The 17,084-nt window shown below is 42.6% G+C and carries 22 protein-coding genes and 1 pseudogene; 7 read left to right on the top strand and 16 right to left on the bottom strand.

Annotated elements, in window-relative coordinates:
* Positions 1-130 precede the first annotated feature (130 nt).
* The gene (locus G4V62_RS17310) at positions 131-295 is read left to right on the top strand and encodes an NUDIX hydrolase (protein ID WP_165204648.1); all 165 of its coding nucleotides are present in this window, start codon (positions 131-133) and stop codon (positions 293-295) included.
* A gap of 107 nt (positions 296-402) precedes the next feature.
* Here G4V62_RS17310 and G4V62_RS20415 read toward each other — a convergent pair whose 3' ends face one another.
* From G4V62_RS20415 to G4V62_RS17320, 3 genes are all read right to left on the bottom strand, one after another.
* Positions 403-534 carry a hypothetical protein gene (locus G4V62_RS20415; RefSeq protein ID WP_281359700.1) on the bottom strand — a complete coding sequence of 44 codons (132 nt, stop codon included), beginning with the start codon at positions 532-534 and terminating at the stop codon, positions 403-405.
* 70 nt (positions 535-604) lie between these two features.
* Positions 605-1,153 (bottom strand): superoxide dismutase family protein, encoded by a 549-nt coding sequence (locus tag G4V62_RS17315; protein WP_165204650.1) that lies wholly within the window; start codon positions 1,151-1,153, stop codon positions 605-607.
* Positions 1,154-1,225: 72 nt separating this feature from the next.
* A complete protein-coding gene (locus G4V62_RS17320; RefSeq protein WP_165204652.1) occupies positions 1,226-1,426 on the bottom strand; it encodes a hypothetical protein in 201 nt (66 codons plus the stop codon).
* A gap of 169 nt (positions 1,427-1,595) precedes the next feature.
* On the opposite strand from G4V62_RS17320, the gene kapB reads away from it, so the two are divergent.
* Positions 1,596-1,985 carry a kinase-associated lipoprotein KapB gene (gene kapB / locus G4V62_RS17325; protein ID WP_165204654.1) on the top strand — a complete coding sequence of 130 codons (390 nt, stop codon included), beginning with the start codon at positions 1,596-1,598 and terminating at the stop codon, positions 1,983-1,985.
* A gap of 140 nt (positions 1,986-2,125) precedes the next feature.
* Here kapB and G4V62_RS17330 read toward each other — a convergent pair whose 3' ends face one another.
* On the bottom strand, positions 2,126-2,395 hold the full coding sequence (locus G4V62_RS17330; protein WP_165204656.1) for a phosphocarrier protein HPr: 270 nt from the start codon (positions 2,393-2,395) through the stop codon (positions 2,126-2,128).
* 292 nt (positions 2,396-2,687) lie between these two features.
* Here G4V62_RS17330 and G4V62_RS17335 point away from each other — a divergent pair, with 292 nt between their 5' ends.
* Positions 2,688-3,545, top strand: coding sequence for a GNAT family N-acetyltransferase (locus tag G4V62_RS17335; protein ID WP_165204658.1), 858 nt, complete (start codon positions 2,688-2,690; stop codon positions 3,543-3,545).
* Positions 3,546-3,673: 128 nt separating this feature from the next.
* Positions 3,674-4,270: a biotin transporter BioY gene (locus G4V62_RS17340; RefSeq protein ID WP_165204660.1), complete on the top strand. Its 597-nt coding sequence runs from the start codon at positions 3,674-3,676 to the stop codon at positions 4,268-4,270.
* Positions 4,271-4,368: 98 nt separating this feature from the next.
* Here G4V62_RS17340 and G4V62_RS17345 read toward each other — a convergent pair whose 3' ends face one another.
* Positions 4,369-5,859: a leucyl aminopeptidase gene (locus tag G4V62_RS17345; protein ID WP_165204662.1), complete on the bottom strand. Its 1,491-nt coding sequence runs from the start codon at positions 5,857-5,859 to the stop codon at positions 4,369-4,371.
* 141 nt (positions 5,860-6,000) lie between these two features.
* Between G4V62_RS17345 and G4V62_RS17350 the strand changes: the two genes are divergently transcribed.
* Complete coding sequence (locus tag G4V62_RS17350) at positions 6,001-6,483, top strand: divergent PAP2 family protein (protein WP_376768324.1); 483 nt, start codon at positions 6,001-6,003, stop codon at positions 6,481-6,483.
* Between the two features lie 4 nt (positions 6,484-6,487).
* On the opposite strand, the gene spsC is transcribed toward G4V62_RS17350, so the two are convergent.
* The 6 genes and pseudogenes from spsC to G4V62_RS17380 all read right to left on the bottom strand — a co-directional run bounded on the left by spsC (position 6,488) and on the right by G4V62_RS17380 (position 11,107).
* On the bottom strand, positions 6,488-7,177 hold the full coding sequence (gene spsC / locus G4V62_RS17355; protein WP_165204666.1) for a stationary phase survival protein SpsC: 690 nt from the start codon (positions 7,175-7,177) through the stop codon (positions 6,488-6,490).
* A gap of 145 nt (positions 7,178-7,322) precedes the next feature.
* Positions 7,323-7,640, bottom strand: a complete 318-nt coding sequence (locus G4V62_RS17360; RefSeq protein ID WP_165204668.1) for a YuiB family protein — start codon at positions 7,638-7,640, stop codon at positions 7,323-7,325.
* A 202-nt stretch (positions 7,641-7,842) separates the two neighbouring features.
* Entirely contained in the window at positions 7,843-9,081 is a 1,239-nt protein-coding gene (locus tag G4V62_RS17365; RefSeq protein ID WP_212508825.1) for an NAD(P)/FAD-dependent oxidoreductase, read from the bottom strand.
* Between the two features lie 387 nt (positions 9,082-9,468).
* Positions 9,469-9,821 (bottom strand): annotated as a pseudogene (locus G4V62_RS17370) (HesB/IscA family protein).
* Positions 9,822-9,870: 49 nt separating this feature from the next.
* Positions 9,871-10,755 carry a diaminopimelate epimerase gene (dapF, locus tag G4V62_RS17375; protein ID WP_165204672.1) on the bottom strand — a complete coding sequence of 295 codons (885 nt, stop codon included), beginning with the start codon at positions 10,753-10,755 and terminating at the stop codon, positions 9,871-9,873.
* A gap of 115 nt (positions 10,756-10,870) precedes the next feature.
* Entirely contained in the window at positions 10,871-11,107 is a 237-nt protein-coding gene (locus tag G4V62_RS17380; protein ID WP_165204674.1) for a YuzB family protein, read from the bottom strand.
* A gap of 192 nt (positions 11,108-11,299) precedes the next feature.
* Here G4V62_RS17380 and G4V62_RS17385 point away from each other — a divergent pair, with 192 nt between their 5' ends.
* Positions 11,300-12,367, top strand: coding sequence for an NAD(P)/FAD-dependent oxidoreductase (locus tag G4V62_RS17385; RefSeq protein ID WP_165204676.1), 1,068 nt, complete (start codon positions 11,300-11,302; stop codon positions 12,365-12,367).
* 3 nt (positions 12,368-12,370) lie between these two features.
* Here the strand turns inward: G4V62_RS17385 and G4V62_RS17390 are convergent, their stop codons facing one another.
* Positions 12,371-12,703 (bottom strand): DUF1462 family protein, encoded by a 333-nt coding sequence (locus tag G4V62_RS17390; protein ID WP_165204678.1) that lies wholly within the window; start codon positions 12,701-12,703, stop codon positions 12,371-12,373.
* A 97-nt stretch (positions 12,704-12,800) separates the two neighbouring features.
* On the opposite strand from G4V62_RS17390, the gene G4V62_RS17395 reads away from it, so the two are divergent.
* Positions 12,801-13,043 (top strand): NifU family protein, encoded by a 243-nt coding sequence (locus tag G4V62_RS17395; RefSeq protein WP_165204686.1) that lies wholly within the window; start codon positions 12,801-12,803, stop codon positions 13,041-13,043.
* Positions 13,044-13,214: 171 nt separating this feature from the next.
* On the opposite strand, the gene thrB is transcribed toward G4V62_RS17395, so the two are convergent.
* From thrB to G4V62_RS17415, 4 genes are all read right to left on the bottom strand, one after another.
* Positions 13,215-14,150, bottom strand: coding sequence for a homoserine kinase (gene thrB, locus G4V62_RS17400; protein ID WP_165204680.1), 936 nt, complete (start codon positions 14,148-14,150; stop codon positions 13,215-13,217).
* Positions 14,150-15,211, bottom strand: coding sequence for a threonine synthase (gene thrC, locus G4V62_RS17405; protein ID WP_165204682.1), 1,062 nt, complete (start codon positions 15,209-15,211; stop codon positions 14,150-14,152). Before thrC ends, thrB begins: the two co-directional genes overlap by 1 nt.
* A 3-nt stretch (positions 15,212-15,214) precedes the next feature.
* On the bottom strand, positions 15,215-16,510 hold the full coding sequence (locus tag G4V62_RS17410) for a homoserine dehydrogenase (protein ID WP_165204684.1): 1,296 nt from the start codon (positions 16,508-16,510) through the stop codon (positions 15,215-15,217).
* Between the two features lie 123 nt (positions 16,511-16,633).
* Positions 16,634-17,084: YutH/CotS family kinase-like spore coat protein (locus G4V62_RS17415; protein ID WP_512698563.1), on the bottom strand; the 451-nt coding region annotated here is incomplete at its 5' end.

The raw sequence follows: 17,084 nt of genomic DNA on the forward strand, positions 1-17,084 counted from the left end.
TGGCCACAGATCGAATTAAAAAGATGAAAGCGGAACAAATGTCCAAGGCAGCGTGAATTAAAGCACGATATATTTTAAAAAAACATGTAAAACACCAAGGGACTACTCTACACTTTTAAATGGAAGACTTATGAAATTAACTCGTATAGAAAATATTTTTAATGTAGACGAAGAAATTGGACACGAAATCACGCAGATCTACTTAGTGGCATTTGAAGATTGGCATTTATATCAAAAAGATGACAGTGAGTATTCGAAAGAGACGTTGATGCGCGAGTTTAGGGCTCTATTTTAAATCGATGTTTTTCTACATACAAAAACTCGAATAGCTGGGACTTTTTAGTATCCATTATTCGAGTTAAAGTGTCAATTATCTTATTTAATAAGGCTTTTCAAAAGCTCTCAACATTGTCGCTTGCTTTTTTGTTTGCTCAGCTCTTCGTCTATTTCTTTGAGCAAAGCGTCCACTTCTTCCTTTGTTAAGGGCTTTTGCTGCTTATTTTGATTCATTGGTTCAGAAGAAGATTTTGACATTCTACGCACCCCCGCAAGCATCATTTTACATATCTATTCTTCGGGAGGTTGCATTTAGCGACCGTTTTTTTTAAGATTCAGGAGGTTTAGGCTCCTTCTTCTTCTGAATGATTCCGCAGGCTACACGTTTGCCACTGTCTCCTGCTGGCTGACTCATCCCATCATCTTCACGTTCTTGGATAATTAATGCCGTTCCGTTTCGACCAACGAGTGAGTTTTTCTTTCCTTCTTCTAAAGTGACATTTGTAGCCTCAAGATCTACAACAGCACGTCCATCAGCATCTGCCTCTATATTTGGCAAATCACCAGCATGAGCACCTTTTGCATTCATTAACCCATGGTCTTTTTTATCTGGATTAAAATGGTTTCCCGCTGAAGTAAAGTCAGGGGATTCACATGAGCCAAATTCATGAATGTGCAGCCCATGCGGACCTGTTGTTAGCCCTTGAACCTCTAAATGGATTTTTACGCCTTTTGCTGCTTGTGAAAATGTGGCTTTACCAACTTTGTCACCATCAGCATTCATCATCGTTACTTCTTTTGGAGCCAAGGCATTCGTTTGCCCACAACCGGCTAATAAAAAAACGGCCGCGAGCATTGCCTTAAAACGAGGTTTCATGGCTTAGCCTCCCTTTTACTCTTTCGTTCAGCTTTTGCCATTCACTCGTTTTTTACTCATACGACCGTCAAGTTATGATTGTTTTTTATGTTGGGCATCCTCGTCATTTGCTTCTTTTAAATCGTATTTTTTATTAATTCGCTGCTCTTCCTTCTTAGAGTTGCGAATAAACGCCCGAAACACTAAAACAGCACCAATCATGAAAATCAACATTGTAATGACTGGGGGGATATACTCTAGCTTATTGTCAGGAAAATACATATACTCGAACATAAAGTAGACATCCTTCCTTCGTTAATTTGTCCTGTGAAAACACATCGACTTGATGATCTCTTTGCTTGACATACCCCTTAGTCGATCATGCATACTAAAACAAAATCCTTTTCACTGTCATTATATCTTTTTTGTGTACTTTTTAAAATCATGAAAGGTGGAACAATCAATGGAACCACAACAATTTGAAACAGGTACTCTCGTCAAAGGGCGTTATAAAACGGGTGTATACATCGGGGAAATCACCGGTGCCAAGCGAGGAAATTACGTCGTGAAAGTGCTGGCCGTTGTAACTCATCCAACGCAAGGGGACCTCCACCATCCAAATGAAGCAAATGTCGCTTTTTTTCAGGAAAGAAAGGCTCTTGCGTATTGTGAACAGGCGAATATGGCCCCTCACACGTTAACGCTTCATGAAGGTGATATTCCAGAATATCGTGATTCATTAAAGGCTGCACTAACAGAGTTGAAGAATAAGCTTGCTTCTCATCCAAATGAAGCATTTGCGGAACGTTCATTAGAAGCCCTACAGTCTCTCGAGCAAACGTACCGGATTTGACCGGTTAACCCCCGATTGAATTCACAAAATTTTTTAAAATACACATACACATAGAAAATACTGCTAGATAAACAAGCGAGACGTCCACACACTAAAAAAGGCAACCAAAAATTTTTCCTGGTTGCCTTTTTACATATCGTTTACGCTTCTTCACCAAGTTCAACTGTAATCGCCTCGGTGATGCCAGCCATTGCTTCTTCTTCATCACGACCGTCAATTGAAATGGTAACCGATGCACCCTTGGGAACACCAAGAGACATAACCCCCATGATAGACTTTAAATTGACAGACTTATCTTTGTAAGAAAGGTTAATATCTGCTTGAAATTGACCAGCTTTATTTACTAGTTGTGTTGCTGGACGCGCATGCAAACCTGTTTCATTTGTAATGTTAAATGCTTTTTCGATCATTGTCAAAACTCCTTTTCATTTAATTTCAAGCGGTTTTCTTTGCCTTTTTCAGCAGCCGTCTTAAGTTGTATATTTTTTCACATTACTGTAGTGAAAAAGGCATAAGTTTATGGCTCCTCACTGACAAAAATAAAGTGATATCTACACATCCTGCCTCTTCTCATCATAAATTGTTCTGCACATAAAATCAATGTTTTGTACGTTGTTTACAAACAAAGTATTTACTTATCGACAGAGTTGACAAAATTCTTTACAATAACTGTGCAAACTGCCGAAAAAGGGGGATTTCTTGATGACAAAATCCATATCGACAAACGAGTATATTCGTGAATTACACCCATCGGATATCATTGAATATGAAAAAATGGATACTGCTTTAACAGATGATTACTTAAAAAATGCTTTTGTTCCTCTAACGAAAACACCATCCAACCAGCTGTTTGGCTTATGGAGCGACGAGCGGCTAGAAGCGATTGCTGGATATACACAATTTGCAGATTTTGCAATGATAGGTCGTTTAAGAACAGCTGTAAGTGCTCGTGGCAAGGGTTATGGTAAACAGATATTGGCACACGCTTTATCCGCAGCCCTTTCAGTTCCTGAAATCCGCTTGGTTGGCTCGTATACAGCTAAAGACAATGAACCTGCCAAAGCCGTTCTTCGCTCATTAGGCTTGTCGATTCGGGAAACAGTGTATACATGTAAAATCAAACAAATGCTAGTAAATGAAAATGCTACTGACAGTTGGACAAGGGTAAAGTCTCCGAGCAATTATGAGGCTTGGATTGCCTCTAGTCAAAATCCACCGTCCACAGTGACCATTGAGGCGTACTTTCCTTTTCCGGGTGAAAATAGTCAAGCATTTCAAGTGTTTTCTCAGCAGTCTGTTTGTTATATGCACCAGCAAACTGGCGCGCAAGCTTTATTTACTTTCGATGAAAAAGATAACGATTTTCTGCTCTTGAATGTGAGCGATGAAGGGCTCGTACAAGACCAGCAATTGTGGCGGTTAGGTTTATCGTTAGCAAAAAAACATAACCGTATACTTCGTTTTGACGCAACTGATTCAACAGTTCATAAGATACCTTCATACGTGCTTGATTATACAGTGGCAGAACCGTGGTTACTATTTGAAACACGTCTTGGCTAAAACAAAGAGCTATGCCTCCTAATAGAGACGGAGGCATCCTCCTCACTTTAATGTAAACCAAATAAATATAAGGTTGACATATTTATCACTTAACTATTATGATATTGACAGACAAAAAGGAGGTCCTTATGAAAACAACGCATTCAACTACATTCTCACTCACCCTCGTCGCCCTATTTGCCGCGTTAATGGCCATTGGAGCTAATATTACAGCATGGCTGCCATTTATGCGTGTTGGTGAAGTGCCAATTACGCTCCAAACTTTTTTTTCTGTCATGGCTGGTGTACTTCTCGGAAAAAATAGAGGTGCGCTCGCAATGCTCCTTTACTTAATGATCGGTTTATTTGGTCTTCCTGTGTTTGCAGGATTTCTCGGTGGTCCGGGCATTATTGTTCAACCGACATTCGGCTTTATCCTTTCTTTTGTATTAAGCTCTTGGTTAGCTGGTTATTGGGTTGAAAAACATCAAGCCACCCTTTACCATTACATAATTGCTACAGTGGGCGGCTGTCTAATTCAATACATTTTAGGGACTCATTTAATGTACCTTTCACTTTTAACCATCGCTGAGGCACCAGCCGGATTTTCATATGCCGTGACGTGGCTATGGATGCTTCCCCCCTTCCCTAAAGACATCATTCTTTCCGTAGCAGCCGCTTTTATCGCGATACGAGTGCATCAAGCAATACCAGCTTTATTAAATCGGCACTCTGAAGGTGTATAATAAAAAGAAGAGTGTAACCAATGGGGCGGCGCTCCAAACTTGGTTACACTCTTTTTTATGTCTAAGAATTTATCACTTCATGTCTTCCACATCTTTTTTTAGTCTTGTATTTCCGATTGTTTACATACAAGCTGAGCCAATGTCCTTGCCATAACCCCTGTAGCGCCTTTGGGGCCAAGCTCATGGGCGGAAGATGTCGTAGCTGTTCCTGCAATGTCTAAGTGCACCCATGGCTTATCACCGGCAAATTCTCCGACAAACAACCCACCCATGATCGGATGTGCCAGTCGACCTGGCGAGTTATTTAAGTCGGCAATCTCACTATTTCTAACCTGCTTTTTATATATGTCAGTCGAAGGAAGTAACCATACCGGCTCATCGTATTCCTCAGAAACCGCTTCAATTTTCTTATAAAATGACAGATCATTTGTCATTGCACCAGTCGTCACATCTCCTAACGCGACTGTGACACCGCCAGTTAATGTCGCCACATCGATCACTCGGGTTGCTCCGTTCGCAACACTATATGCGACAGCATCAGCTAAAGCCAATCGACCTTCTGCATCGGTATTTCTCACTTCGATCGTTTTCCCGTTCATTGCTGTGATGACATCATCCGGTTTAAAAGCTGAACCGCTAATCATATTATCCGTTGCTGGGATGACGCAGAGAATGTTTTCTTTCGGTTTTAACGAGCCAATAATATGCATCGCTCCTAGCACTGAAGCCGCTCCACCCATGTCTGCCTTCATGCCGATGAGACCGTCTTTAGATTTAATGGAATATCCACCTGTATCGAAAGTGATCCCCTTGCCTACGAGGGCGAGCGTCTCCTTAGAATCGGGATTACCTTCATAACGGAGGACGATTAACTTCGGTGGCTCTATGGATCCTTGGTTGACTGCAAGTAACGCACCCATGCCCCATTTTTCCATATCCTCTTTTTCATAAATATTCGCTTCGATCCCTTTGTCTCGAGCCATATCAGAGGCCATTTCTGCGAGCATCGTCGCCGTAAGCTCGTTTCCCGGAATATGTACGAGTGTTCTCGCAAAACAAGTTCCTTCGCCAAACGCTGTCCCACGCTCAAATGCTTCAATCGCTTTCTGCTCTGACAATGATGTTAGTAATGTCACACTATGAACAGGCTGATGTTCTTTACCAACGGAAGTGTACATCGGCTTTTGGTAAGATGCGAGCACGAGTGCTTCACCAAACGCCTCAACCACGTCCATTTCCGCTAACTGATCATTGCTATATGTATCAACAGCTAAAGCAACAGCATTTCTGTTCTCGCGCGTCCATTGCTTTACGAGACGTCCAAATATTTTTTTTAGTTCGTTTTTATTTACATCTTCTCGGTGCGGAGGCGTAAAATAGTGCGTAACAAATTCAGCTCCGCATGGCTGATGAAGCGGTTGAAGGTCACTAGTCTTCTCCCATCGCTTTAGAAAGTCAGCCGTAAAAAGTCCTTTCCATGGCTGATGATAAAGAGACATTGAGCTCGTATTTTCACCCTTTACAGTGCCTATTCCTAGAACATCAATCTCCCCAGCTGGCGTTCCCGCGCTTTTCACGTGTAAGTTCATCCAATCCTCTCCTTTCCTTCAAGTATAACGAAGGTTTAGAGAGATCGCAAAATCAACGTTTACAAGGCATTTACACGTGAAAATCATCAAGTTATGGTATACTACGTAATGAGAAATTGCACGTTGTGCCTGCCTGAAAGGATGAATACGTTGAATATCATTGATAACTTCCCTCTCTGGGCATCTCTTTTTTCGATATTGTTCGCCCAAGTAGTTAAAGTACCAATCGCTTTTATTGCTACTAAGAAAATTTCTCTAGGCTTGATAACAAGCACAGGCGGCATGCCCAGCTCCCACTCTGCCGCCGTGACAGCACTCGCTACGGGTGTTGCTTTAGTCGAAGGAATGGATTCTGCGATCTTTGCGGTTGCCTGCATTTTCGCAGTTATCACCATGTTCGACGCCACCGGCGTTCGACGCCACGCAGGAGAGCAAGCAACTGTGTTAAACAAATTAGTGACCGATTTTCACCACTTTGTTCAAGAAGCAAAGCAATGGCCTGAGAAAAAAGAACAGGAAAAAATGAAAGAGCTAAAAGAGCTCCTTGGCCACCAGCCTATCGAAGTGTTTTTTGGCGGCTTAACTGGCGTGTTATTAACCCTAGGTCTCTATTTTTTCAGCTAGGCATTCATCCATCTATCACTGATTGATCGTTACGAAGTACTTGTACAGCGTCATGTTCATTTAACGACTGAAACTCTTTTTCCGTTAAAGTTCCATCCCCTTCTTTAATGACGTAGACGTTTACTTCCTTTTTACCCCATTGGTCGTAAACGTGCTCTACGGTGTCATAATAGAGATCTAGTTTATTTCCTTTAATCGCGCTCCCTGTATCTGCAACAACCCCAAATCCGTATCCTGGGATATACAGGATGGTACCAATCGGAAATACAGAAGGGTCCGCTGCAACAGTTGAATAAACATCACGTCGTACTTGGACTCCAGAATACGTTACACCGTACGACGGATGATCCGGCGTTTTACCAGTAGATTCAACACCGGCTGTGTAGCCTGTCGCAAGGACTCTATGTGATGGATAGTCGTCGGCTAAGTCTTGCCATTGCTCAATGGCAACCGGCAGCGCTTCAATGACACTTGACTTTTGTCGAGCGTTCACGTCTACCTCCGGTTGTGTTTTTACATTAAGGCGCTCTTGTCTCTCCCCAGCAAAAGTCCCTACCATTTCTTCTCCTCTGGTTGATGCCCAATGAACAAGTGTTTTTGCCTCGACATTTGAAACTGTTGTATAGGTTGCAAAAAGGGCGGTTAATGTTAAAACCCCGAGGCTCACCCTTCGAATGACGTTTTGTGCTTTCAAGAAAGTCACTCCTTTCCTGCCTATTCCTTTCCAAAAGGATCAGAAAATATTCATAGCAGCTTTAAGAAGAAAGACTTTAATGAAAATTTTTAAAATAAAAATTTATTATCTACAAAAAAACCTTCCAAAAAGCAACGGAAGGTTTTTAAAACATTTGATATCCCATTTTACGTAATAAACGAATAACGATGCCGGCTACAATCGTACCAACAAAGCCTGTGCCTAATATGAGAATATCCGCAGATTGCAGTTGCAGGACATTCGTGTACACAGAAGCAAAGCTATTTGACGGCTGGGTAAAATAGTCTGTTAACGAAACGTTACCGACAATCCACATGACGATGAGCGGATAAATAAAGGCCATTACCCAAGTTTTTCGTAGCAGCATGTTTAATAAAAAGCCGATGCCAAAAAATAAAATTAAAAACAGCAGCATCGATATAATGACGACAGGAATGGACATACGCACTTTCACCTCTTCGTCAAAAGTGTACCGATTGGTTTGTCATCCGTCAATAAATTTGTCCAGATATTTGCCGGAGCCTACCATTAAATCTATCCTCAGTACACATACAAGAAAAACCCTTTGACTATCTGGACCTGTTTTCGATTAGACACGAAGACAGCTCCTTTTGTGTCACAGGGTTTTTTCTTATCAGGTTCCATTAAAACATTTTTAATTTCCCTTTTTTAAGCACCATTGGCACACCGCCAAGTAAGTACAAGTAACGATTATCGATGACTTTTTTCATCATTGACGCTGTTTTACCAAATAGCTTTTTATCACCCATAATTACACCAATGGCTTCGCCTTCGCCTAGAGAAGCTACTGTTCCTTTTAAATCTGGTGTAAAGGTTTCAAGCGCCTCTTCACCACGGATTAAGGATGCAAGATTTCTAGCGACCGTTTGCGCCTGTTGGATCGCAATTTGCGCCGTTGGCGGGTAAGGACGATTAATTTCTTCGTTAATGATAAGCGCACAGTCACCGACGATAAATACGTCATCACGATTTGGGTCGCGCATGTCTTTGCGTACTTTCACACGACCACGCATCGTTTCAAAACCTGATTCTTCAACGATGCCGCTTCCGCGTACACCAGCAGCCCATACAACCGTAGCAGCTTTAATTTCTTCGACTTTCTCATCTTTTTCAACGACGATTCCTTCAGGCGTACATTCTTTAATCATCGTGCCAATTTTAAACTCGACACCCTTGCTTTCAAGAAGATTCATCGCGTATTCGACAAGCTCAGGATCAAATCCAGGCAATGCCGTCGGTGCTGCCTCGACGCAGTAAATTCGTACCTTTTCGCGTGGGATGTCATATTCAGCACATAGCTGAGGGACTCGGTTTGCTAACTCACCAACGAATTCAATTCCTGTAAAGCCAGCGCCACCAACAACAAGCGTCAAGCGCTCATCTTTCTTTTCTGGCTCATTGTTATACGTAGCAAATTGATAATCAATATGCTCGCGAATCATACGCGCAGTATTAATATTGCTGATGGAGAAAGCATGCTCTTTCAAGCCTTTAATGCCAAATGTTTCTGACTCAAAGCCAAGACCTACGACGAGATAGTCATAAGATAACTCACCATTTTCTAAAATAACGCGCTTCTCGTCTGGCTTCACTTCAACGACAGTATCTTGTACAAATTTTGTTTTGCTTTTATTTATACAATCATTAATCGGGATACGTGTTTTATCATGGTGTAACGTCCCTGCTGCATTTTCATGGAGCCATGTTGATTGATAATGATAATTGTGCTTATTCACTAATACGACTTCGGCCTCGTCCATTTTTAACTCTTTTTCGAGGCGAACTGCTGTCATAATACCGCCATAACCAGCACCTAATATGACAATCTTCGGCTTATTCAACCCTATCACATCCACTTTCATCAAATTATTTTTATTGTGAGTTCTTTCACGAACGCACACATACGCTAGCTCTAAAGATGATAAACACTCTAGAAGGACATAATAATATCTACTGCTAATAGTATTCGTTTTTTTGTCAAATTTCAACCCTATTCATACGGAAAGCTCTTTTTTCTATCGCGCACCTTGTCAAACGCTTACAAAAGATGCGTTTATTCGATGAGCCATGTGTCGCTATAGCAGACACAAGACAGCGCATTTGTCCATTGCGGAGAAAAGCAAGCCTTTCGTCTTACTCAGCCATTATATTCGTACCTTTGTCTTCCTTCAATCTTCAGTTTCCTAAGTGCCTATGATGAAAGGGTGCAGAAAAAGCCCATCCAGGACTTTATCTACACCGTGTAAGGATTAACACTTTTCTGGTGTTCCTGCATTTACTGCTGTTTTAAACGATGAACCACAACCACATGTTGCTATGGCGTTTGGGTTATTAATTGTAAAACCGCCACCCATCATCGAAGCTTTGTAATCCACTTCGGTGCCTTCAAGAATCGGTGCGTCGGTTTTATTTAAAATCACTTTATGTCATGGAGTTCTAACTGCACATCATTGTCTTTGGCTTCCTCTTCAAAGCCCATTCCATAAGAGAGACCACTGCACCCGCCACCTTTAACGGAGATTCGTAAAAACAAATGGGGATTCCCTTCAGCTTCTTTCATTTCTTTAACTTGGAAGGCTGCTGCTTCACTAAGTTTAATCATCATAAAACCTCCTTCAATGAAAGTCGTTGTCACTAGTATATCACCGATTTTAAACAGGGTTCAAATCACACGTTTCTTTAAAATAATATATCCCGCGACAGACAACTCTCGCATCACCCGTCATGTGCACATCATGATCGGCACCCCAGCGAATAACAAGATCACCGCCTTCTAAGTGAATCAAAATATCTTCATCTCTCTCGCTCAAGCCATTCAATACAGCGGCGACACCAGCTGCACATGCACCTGTCCCACATGCCCTCGTTCGGCCGGAACCTCTCTCCCAAACAGCAAAATTGTATTCATGACGATTGATTTTTTCGATAAATTCAATATTGACACCGTCAGGAAACTGATCATCTCTTTCTATTTTTGGTCCAAGTGTTTCAATAGGGGCAGATGTGATGTCATCAACAAATATCACTGCGTGAGGATTACCCATTGATAAAACCGTTGCTGTCACGTCTGTTCCGCCAAACTGTAATTCTTGTGCGACAACAGGCGTTTCACCATCAAAAAGAAATGGAATTTCATGGCTGTTAAAAATAGGTGCGCCCATATTGATTTCGATCGCTTTTGCCTGGCCGCCTTCCACCTTTGTAATTGATGCGCGAACAGTTCCCGATAACGTTTCAATTGAAAATTGGTGCTCTCCACCTGTATATCCTTCATCAAAAATATGTTTAGCAACGCACCTTAATCCATTCCCGCAATTTTTAGCCTCGCTGCCATCTTTATTAAAAATACGCATCTTCGCGGTAGCCACTTGTGAAGAGCCAATCCAAATCAACCCATCCGATCCTATCCCAGTATAAATATCTGAGACTTCCTCGGCAGCTTCTGACCAGTTGAGCTCTGGGATGTTTCCTGATAATGCGTCAACATAAATGTAGTTATTACCTAGTGCTTCCATTTTCACAAAGGGTAGCTCCATCGTTTTTTCATTCCTCTCTCGATAAAAAGATGCCATAAAATTAGTAAATACCGAAAATAAACACCTAGCATTCCCACTGACATGAGAACACTAGGCGCTACCTGAAGAACCTTTATTAAAACATAGGGTTTTCTTCAATATGTTGATAAATGCGCTCAACGAGTTCATTTGGCTCGTCTGCTGTGACTACATCTCCATTGACGAGAGCATACAGAGACGTCGCACACACAGTACAATAGCTTAAGCATCCGTATTCAAGCACATCTAGATTAGGGTCATTCTCTAACTTTTCCAATGCTTCCTGTGACCCATTGGCCAGATTTGTGACACAGAATTCAATCATTGGGTTCATATCGCATCACCTCTGTATACGCCCTTCTATGCTATCAATTCAATGGTGTACCGTCAACTTTCACCTACTTAAAGGTCGCGTTTTTGAAAGATGTTGTGAAAAAGGAGTGTCTTCGTTATACTACTATTGGAATTGAAAGGAATAAGAGACGATGCAAATGTCCTTAAAGACTAAACAAAGGGAGATATTCGCATGAAGCAAGTGGTGATTCTGGGAGGCGGCTACGGAGGCCTTCGTGTATTGCAGCGATTGCTGGCCGGTGATTTGCCGAACGATGTCCAGCTGACTTTAATCGATCGGGTACCTTATCATTGTATGAAAACCGAATATTATGCGCTCGCGGCTGGCACGATTTCTGACCAAGATGTTCGTGTGTCGTTCCCTGTTCATGATCAACTTACACTCATCAACGATGAAGTGACAGACATTCATTTGGATGAACAGACCATTTCTCTAAAAAATGAAAAACCTGTCGCTTATGACGAGCTCGTGGTCGCTCTAGGATGCGAAGATAAGTACCATAATGTACCTGGTACTGACGAGCATACGTGTAGCATTCAATCGATTGAACAATGTCGCCTGAGCACTCAACGGTTAAACAACTTACACCATGGCGGATCGGTTGGCATTGTAGGCGCTGGACTAAGTGGAGTTGAACTCGCCAGTGAACTATGTGAAAGCCGTCCTGATTTAAAAATTATGTTGTTTGACAGAGGCGAAAACATTTTATCAAACTTTCCGAAACGACTTAGCAATTATGTACAAAAATGGTTTACAGAGCACGGCGTACAAGTCATCAATGGATCAAATATTACAAAGGTCGAGCATGAAACCCTTTTTAATAATGGTGACCCTGTTCACTGTGATGTCATCGTTTGGACTGCTGGTATTCAAGCCAGTCACCTTGTCCGTAATTTGCCGATTGAAAAGGATCGAAGTGGAAGAGCTGTCATTACAAAGCACCATCACCTTCCAGATCATCCGAACGTGTTTATCTCAGGGGATTGTGCCAGCCTTCCCCACGCACCGAGCGCACAACTTGCCGAATCACAAGGTGATCAAATTGCGCAAGTTTTGCAGGCACGTTGGAAAGACGAGCCTCTGCCTGAGGAATTTCCACCATTTAAACTAAAAGGTGTCCTTGGCTCACTTGGAAAAAAACACGGTTTTGGCCTCGTAGGAGATCGTCCAATTACAGGTAGAGTGCCGAGATTGCTAAAATCGGGTGTGCTTTGGATGACGAAATATCATAACGGCTAAACCTTATTGACTTACAGGCTTATAGCCAAGAGCGATCAACGCTTGCGCCACCGTCTTCAAACGGGGAAGACCGTCAGCGACGACATCGCCGTTAATCAGCACAAGAGGATAAAAATATTCTTCCTCCACAATAGCGTTTATATATGCTTCATACGCAGCATACTCTTCTGTCACATGATCCATGTCGACATATTCACTTGCGAAGGGCTGGTGTGGGAATTTGCGCGTCAAAGCAGCGTTCAGCCATTCGAAGGTTTCTTTAGAGGAGGGTGCGTTAACACAGCTTGGGCACGGTGTATCCTTTCCAATGACGACCATAGTCGCTGTTTGTGGCATCATTATTCATCCTTTCTGTGACATATATTTATGAGGCTTGATTAATTTTAGTGTATCATCTTGGCGTTTTATTGACGAACGTTTTATAATAGAGGTAATGGGAAAGGAGTCGATAACAATGAATGAACAAGTCCAAGAAGTGCTTGATAAACTTCGCCCGTTTCTTTTACGAGATGGTGGTGACGTAGAGCTTGTCGATATCGAAGACGGCATCGTTAAATTACGACTAATGGGTGCCTGTGGTACATGCCCCAGCTCAACAATTACTTTAAAAGCCGGCATTGAACGTGCCTTGCTCGCTGAAGTACCAGGCGTTCGCGAAGTAGAACAGGTTTTTTAAATACAGCTCCACAAATGTAGGCAAAGTAGCATCGCTTTGTCTACAATTTTTGCTATTGAATAATACATTTTGGTTATAGACGCCCTATAAATATCATCATATTTACATCATTATTCAAGTCATGCTTTGCATGAAAATGCCCCGATGATAAACATCGAGGCATTTTTTTATTTATTTTATACTTTGCTGATAACGCGGTGTCTCCGCCCCTGTGTAAACTTGTACACCATAAGAAGAAGGACGTATAATTGCACACTCTGCTTCAGGAAATTGCTGAGTCGCTTTTTCACATAATGCGTGAGCCTGGTTGGAGTCAGTCATAATAAACACCGTCGGGCCTGCCCCACTTAAAAAAGTACCGTACGCTCCATAATCTTTGGCCCATGACCTCGCCTGATTTAACTCAGGTACAAGATGAGCACGCGCTTGCTCATGAAAATGATCCTTTTCCATCATCTTGCCTGCCAATACCCAATTTTTCGTACATAAAGCGGCGACTAATGTATTCGCAATCGCACTTGCTTTAACTGCTTCATACCGATCGTAGGAAGGAACAAGAGACTTTCGCGAAGCTGCTGTCTGCAATTCATAAGCTGGGATGATGGCAACAAAGGCGACTTCATGCAGATCGATCTGAACGAGCTCTGTCGCATCCTCACGATGGGAACCAACAATTAATCCTCCATACAGCGATGCGGCGACATTATCGATATGCCCTTCCCGCAAGCTGGCAACCCTCAACTTCTCCTCAATCGTCAGCTGAAGATTGCCGATATTGTTTGCCAGCTCTATGGCAGCAACAATCGCTGATGCTGAACTGCCTAAACCTCTTGCTAAAGGAATGTCGCTATAAACGCTCACGTGATGTGGGTACTGATCTAAATGAACACCATAAGCATGTGCCACCGCATGAGCAATTTCAAAAATGAAATTATCTTTTCCTGAAGGAAGGTCTTGCAATTCATGCGTTTGACCAAAAAATCGCCATTCATCTGCCGGGACGAGATCCAATTCTAAAAACCGATCGACAGCTAATCCGATCGAGTCAAAGCCTGGTCCTAAATTCGACGTGCTTCCCGGAACCCTGATTCGCATTCGTGAGCTCATTAAACTGACACCAAGCTTTTAATATGGTCAGCAACTGCTTTTTCATCGTTTGGTAGCTTTGTCACTTCGACACCTGCATTGTCAATCGCCACCCCTGGATCTTTTAATCCGTTTCCAGTTAAAATCGCGACGACTTTTGCACCTGGCTTAATTTTTCCTTGCTCTACATGCTTCATCACACCAGCTATCGACGCGTTGGAAGCCGGCTCGGCAAATACCCCTTCCTTCCGCGTCATCGTTTGATAAGCGAGTAGAATTTCTTCGTCAGTAACCGCGCTAATGTAACCATCTGATTCATTTAGCGCTGCGACCGCCTTATCACGACTCGCTGGATTTCCAATTCGAATCGCTGTTGCAACTGTCTCTGGCTGCTCAATCACTTTGTTATAAACAATCGATGCTGCTCCTTCGGCTTGGAAGCCGTGAAGGACGGGAAGCTGAGTAGAATGCGCGTTGTGGTATTCTTTAAACCCTTTCCAATAGGCCGTAATGTTCCCAGCATTCCCTACGGGTATTGCTAATACATCAGGCGCTTCACCGAGCTGACGACAAATTTCAAAGGCACCTGTTTTTTGTCCTTCAATTCGATATGGATTGACGGAATTGACAAGGGTAAAGGCTTCTGTCTCAGAAATTTTACGCACCATTTTTAGCGCCTCATCAAAATTCCCTTCGATAGAGATCACTTCAGCACCATACATGACTGCTTGAGCGAGCTTCCCCATCGCAATTTTCCCTTCAGGTATAACAACAACACAGCGAAGTCCTGCGCGTGCAGCATACGCCGCTGCGGCAGCGGACGTATTGCCGGTCGATGCACAAATGACTGCTTGGCTGCCCTCTTCCTTCGCTTTCGCAACGGCCATAACCATGCCGCGATCTTTAAATGATCCAGTTGGGTTTGCCCCTTCATATTTAGCATAAAGAGAAATACCAAGCTCCTTAGAAAGCTTTTCTAAAGGAACAAGTGGGGTATTTCCTTCTTGAAGTGAAAGCTTCGGTGTACGCTCGTTGACCGGTAGTAACTCTTTAAACTCCTCAATCAAGCCATTCCAATTCATGTCTTACTCCCCTTCCACTCGATAACTGCTATTAATTTGATAGACGACATCCAAATCATTTAATGCGTTAACAACAGTATCATACGCTGATTTTTGGGCTGAATGTGTAATTAAGACAATTTCCGCAATGCCTTCCTCACCTTCAAGTGGGAGCTGCATAATGCGCTCAAAGCCGACATTGTTTTGTGTAAACAGATACGTAATTTTAGAAAACACACCTATTTCATCACGCACTTTTAAACGGAAGAAATATTTTGATTTTATTTGTTCAGCACTTTTTAGCTTTTTCTCATATTGAGCAGCGACAACTGCTTTTCCACTAACGCCTAGGCGCATGTTTCTAACGACCTCAATGACGTCGGAAACGACAGATGTGGCTGTTGGTAGCTTACCAGCGCCTGGGCCATAAAACATCGTTTCACCGACCGCTTCTCCATATACGTAAACAGCGTTGAATTCATCATTGACAGCCGCTAATGGATGAGATGATGGCAATAAAGTCGGCTGTACAGAAACTTCTATTTCGTCTCCCTCGCGCTCTGCAATTCCGATCAACTTCATGACATAGCCCATTTTTGTACAATAGATGAGATCGTCTCCTGATACTTGCGAAATCCCCGTCATATCGACATCATCCAGCTGTACATTCATAGAGAAACCGAGCGTTGCCAAAATCGCCATTTTGCGCGCTGCATCAATGCCTTCAACGTCAGAAGTCGGGTCAGCCTCAGCATATCCGAGCTTTTGTGCTTCAAACAATACATCTTCAAATGTCCGCCCATCTTGCACCATTTTCGTCAAAATGTAGTTCGTCGTTCCGTTCACAATCCCCATCATTTTTGTTATGCGGTCTGAAGCCAAACCATCAGCAAGGCTGCGAAGAATTGGAATTCCTCCGGCAACACTCGCCTCATAAAATAAATCGCAGTTATTTTCCTGAGCAATGTCGTGTAACTCTGTACCATACACTGCAATTAAATCTTTGTTTGCAGTAATAACACTTTTTTTATTTTCAAGGGCTTTAACTAAGCGTTCCCTCGTCTCCTCGACGCCACCCATGACTTCCACAATCACATCAATTGTAGGGTCAAGAATCACATCATCAGGATCTTCTGTAAGGACAACATCATCATAGGCTAAATCTCTTTCTTTACTTGCATCTCTCACGAGGACTTTCTCTACCTTTATTGGACAACCTACTTTATGGATTAACTGTTCTTGATGTCGATATATAATTTCCGCAACACCCGTTCCAACCGTACCAAAGCCGAGTAATCCGACTGAGACGTAGTCTTTCACTATTACCACCCCGATGTCTTTATTAAATAAACAATTGTATTTTCCAGACGCACAACTTTATAAAAGACATTATAATCCTCTCCGTCTTCATTTGACAAGAGGTGATTGCAACGTTTTTTGATGTTACGCCCTTTTTAACCAGCGCAAATGACTACGCACATCATCTGTAAATTGGCCACCTAGAGCCAGAAGCTCATACATATTCCTTTGATATTGCGGAAATGAACGTTCCATTCGTTTAAGTGAGGGCCAGCGGGACAGCCGACGCTCCATATTTTGCGCTTCAATCGCTTCTATATATTGGAGAGGAAAAAGAAGCCTGGCTGTGAGCAGCCTCCACCCAGTCGCTGAGAGCGGACGATTATAGAGATATTCTTTTAGCCATTGATTTGCTTGCTCAGGCTTTGAAGATAACCATGGTCGAATATGTTCAGCAAGATCACGTACGGGGTGATCAAATAACCAATTGACTGGCAGAAAAAAATATGGAGAAGAGACATCATAGCTTCGCCTCGACAACACAGCTACGTCCTGCTGCTGTGATGTCGTGTCCATCCATGCATCGTTCGCTAAG

Source organism: Litoribacterium kuwaitense (genome assembly GCF_011058155.1).
GTDB classification, from domain to species: Bacteria; Bacillota; Bacilli; order Bacillales; family DSM-28697; genus Litoribacterium; species Litoribacterium kuwaitense.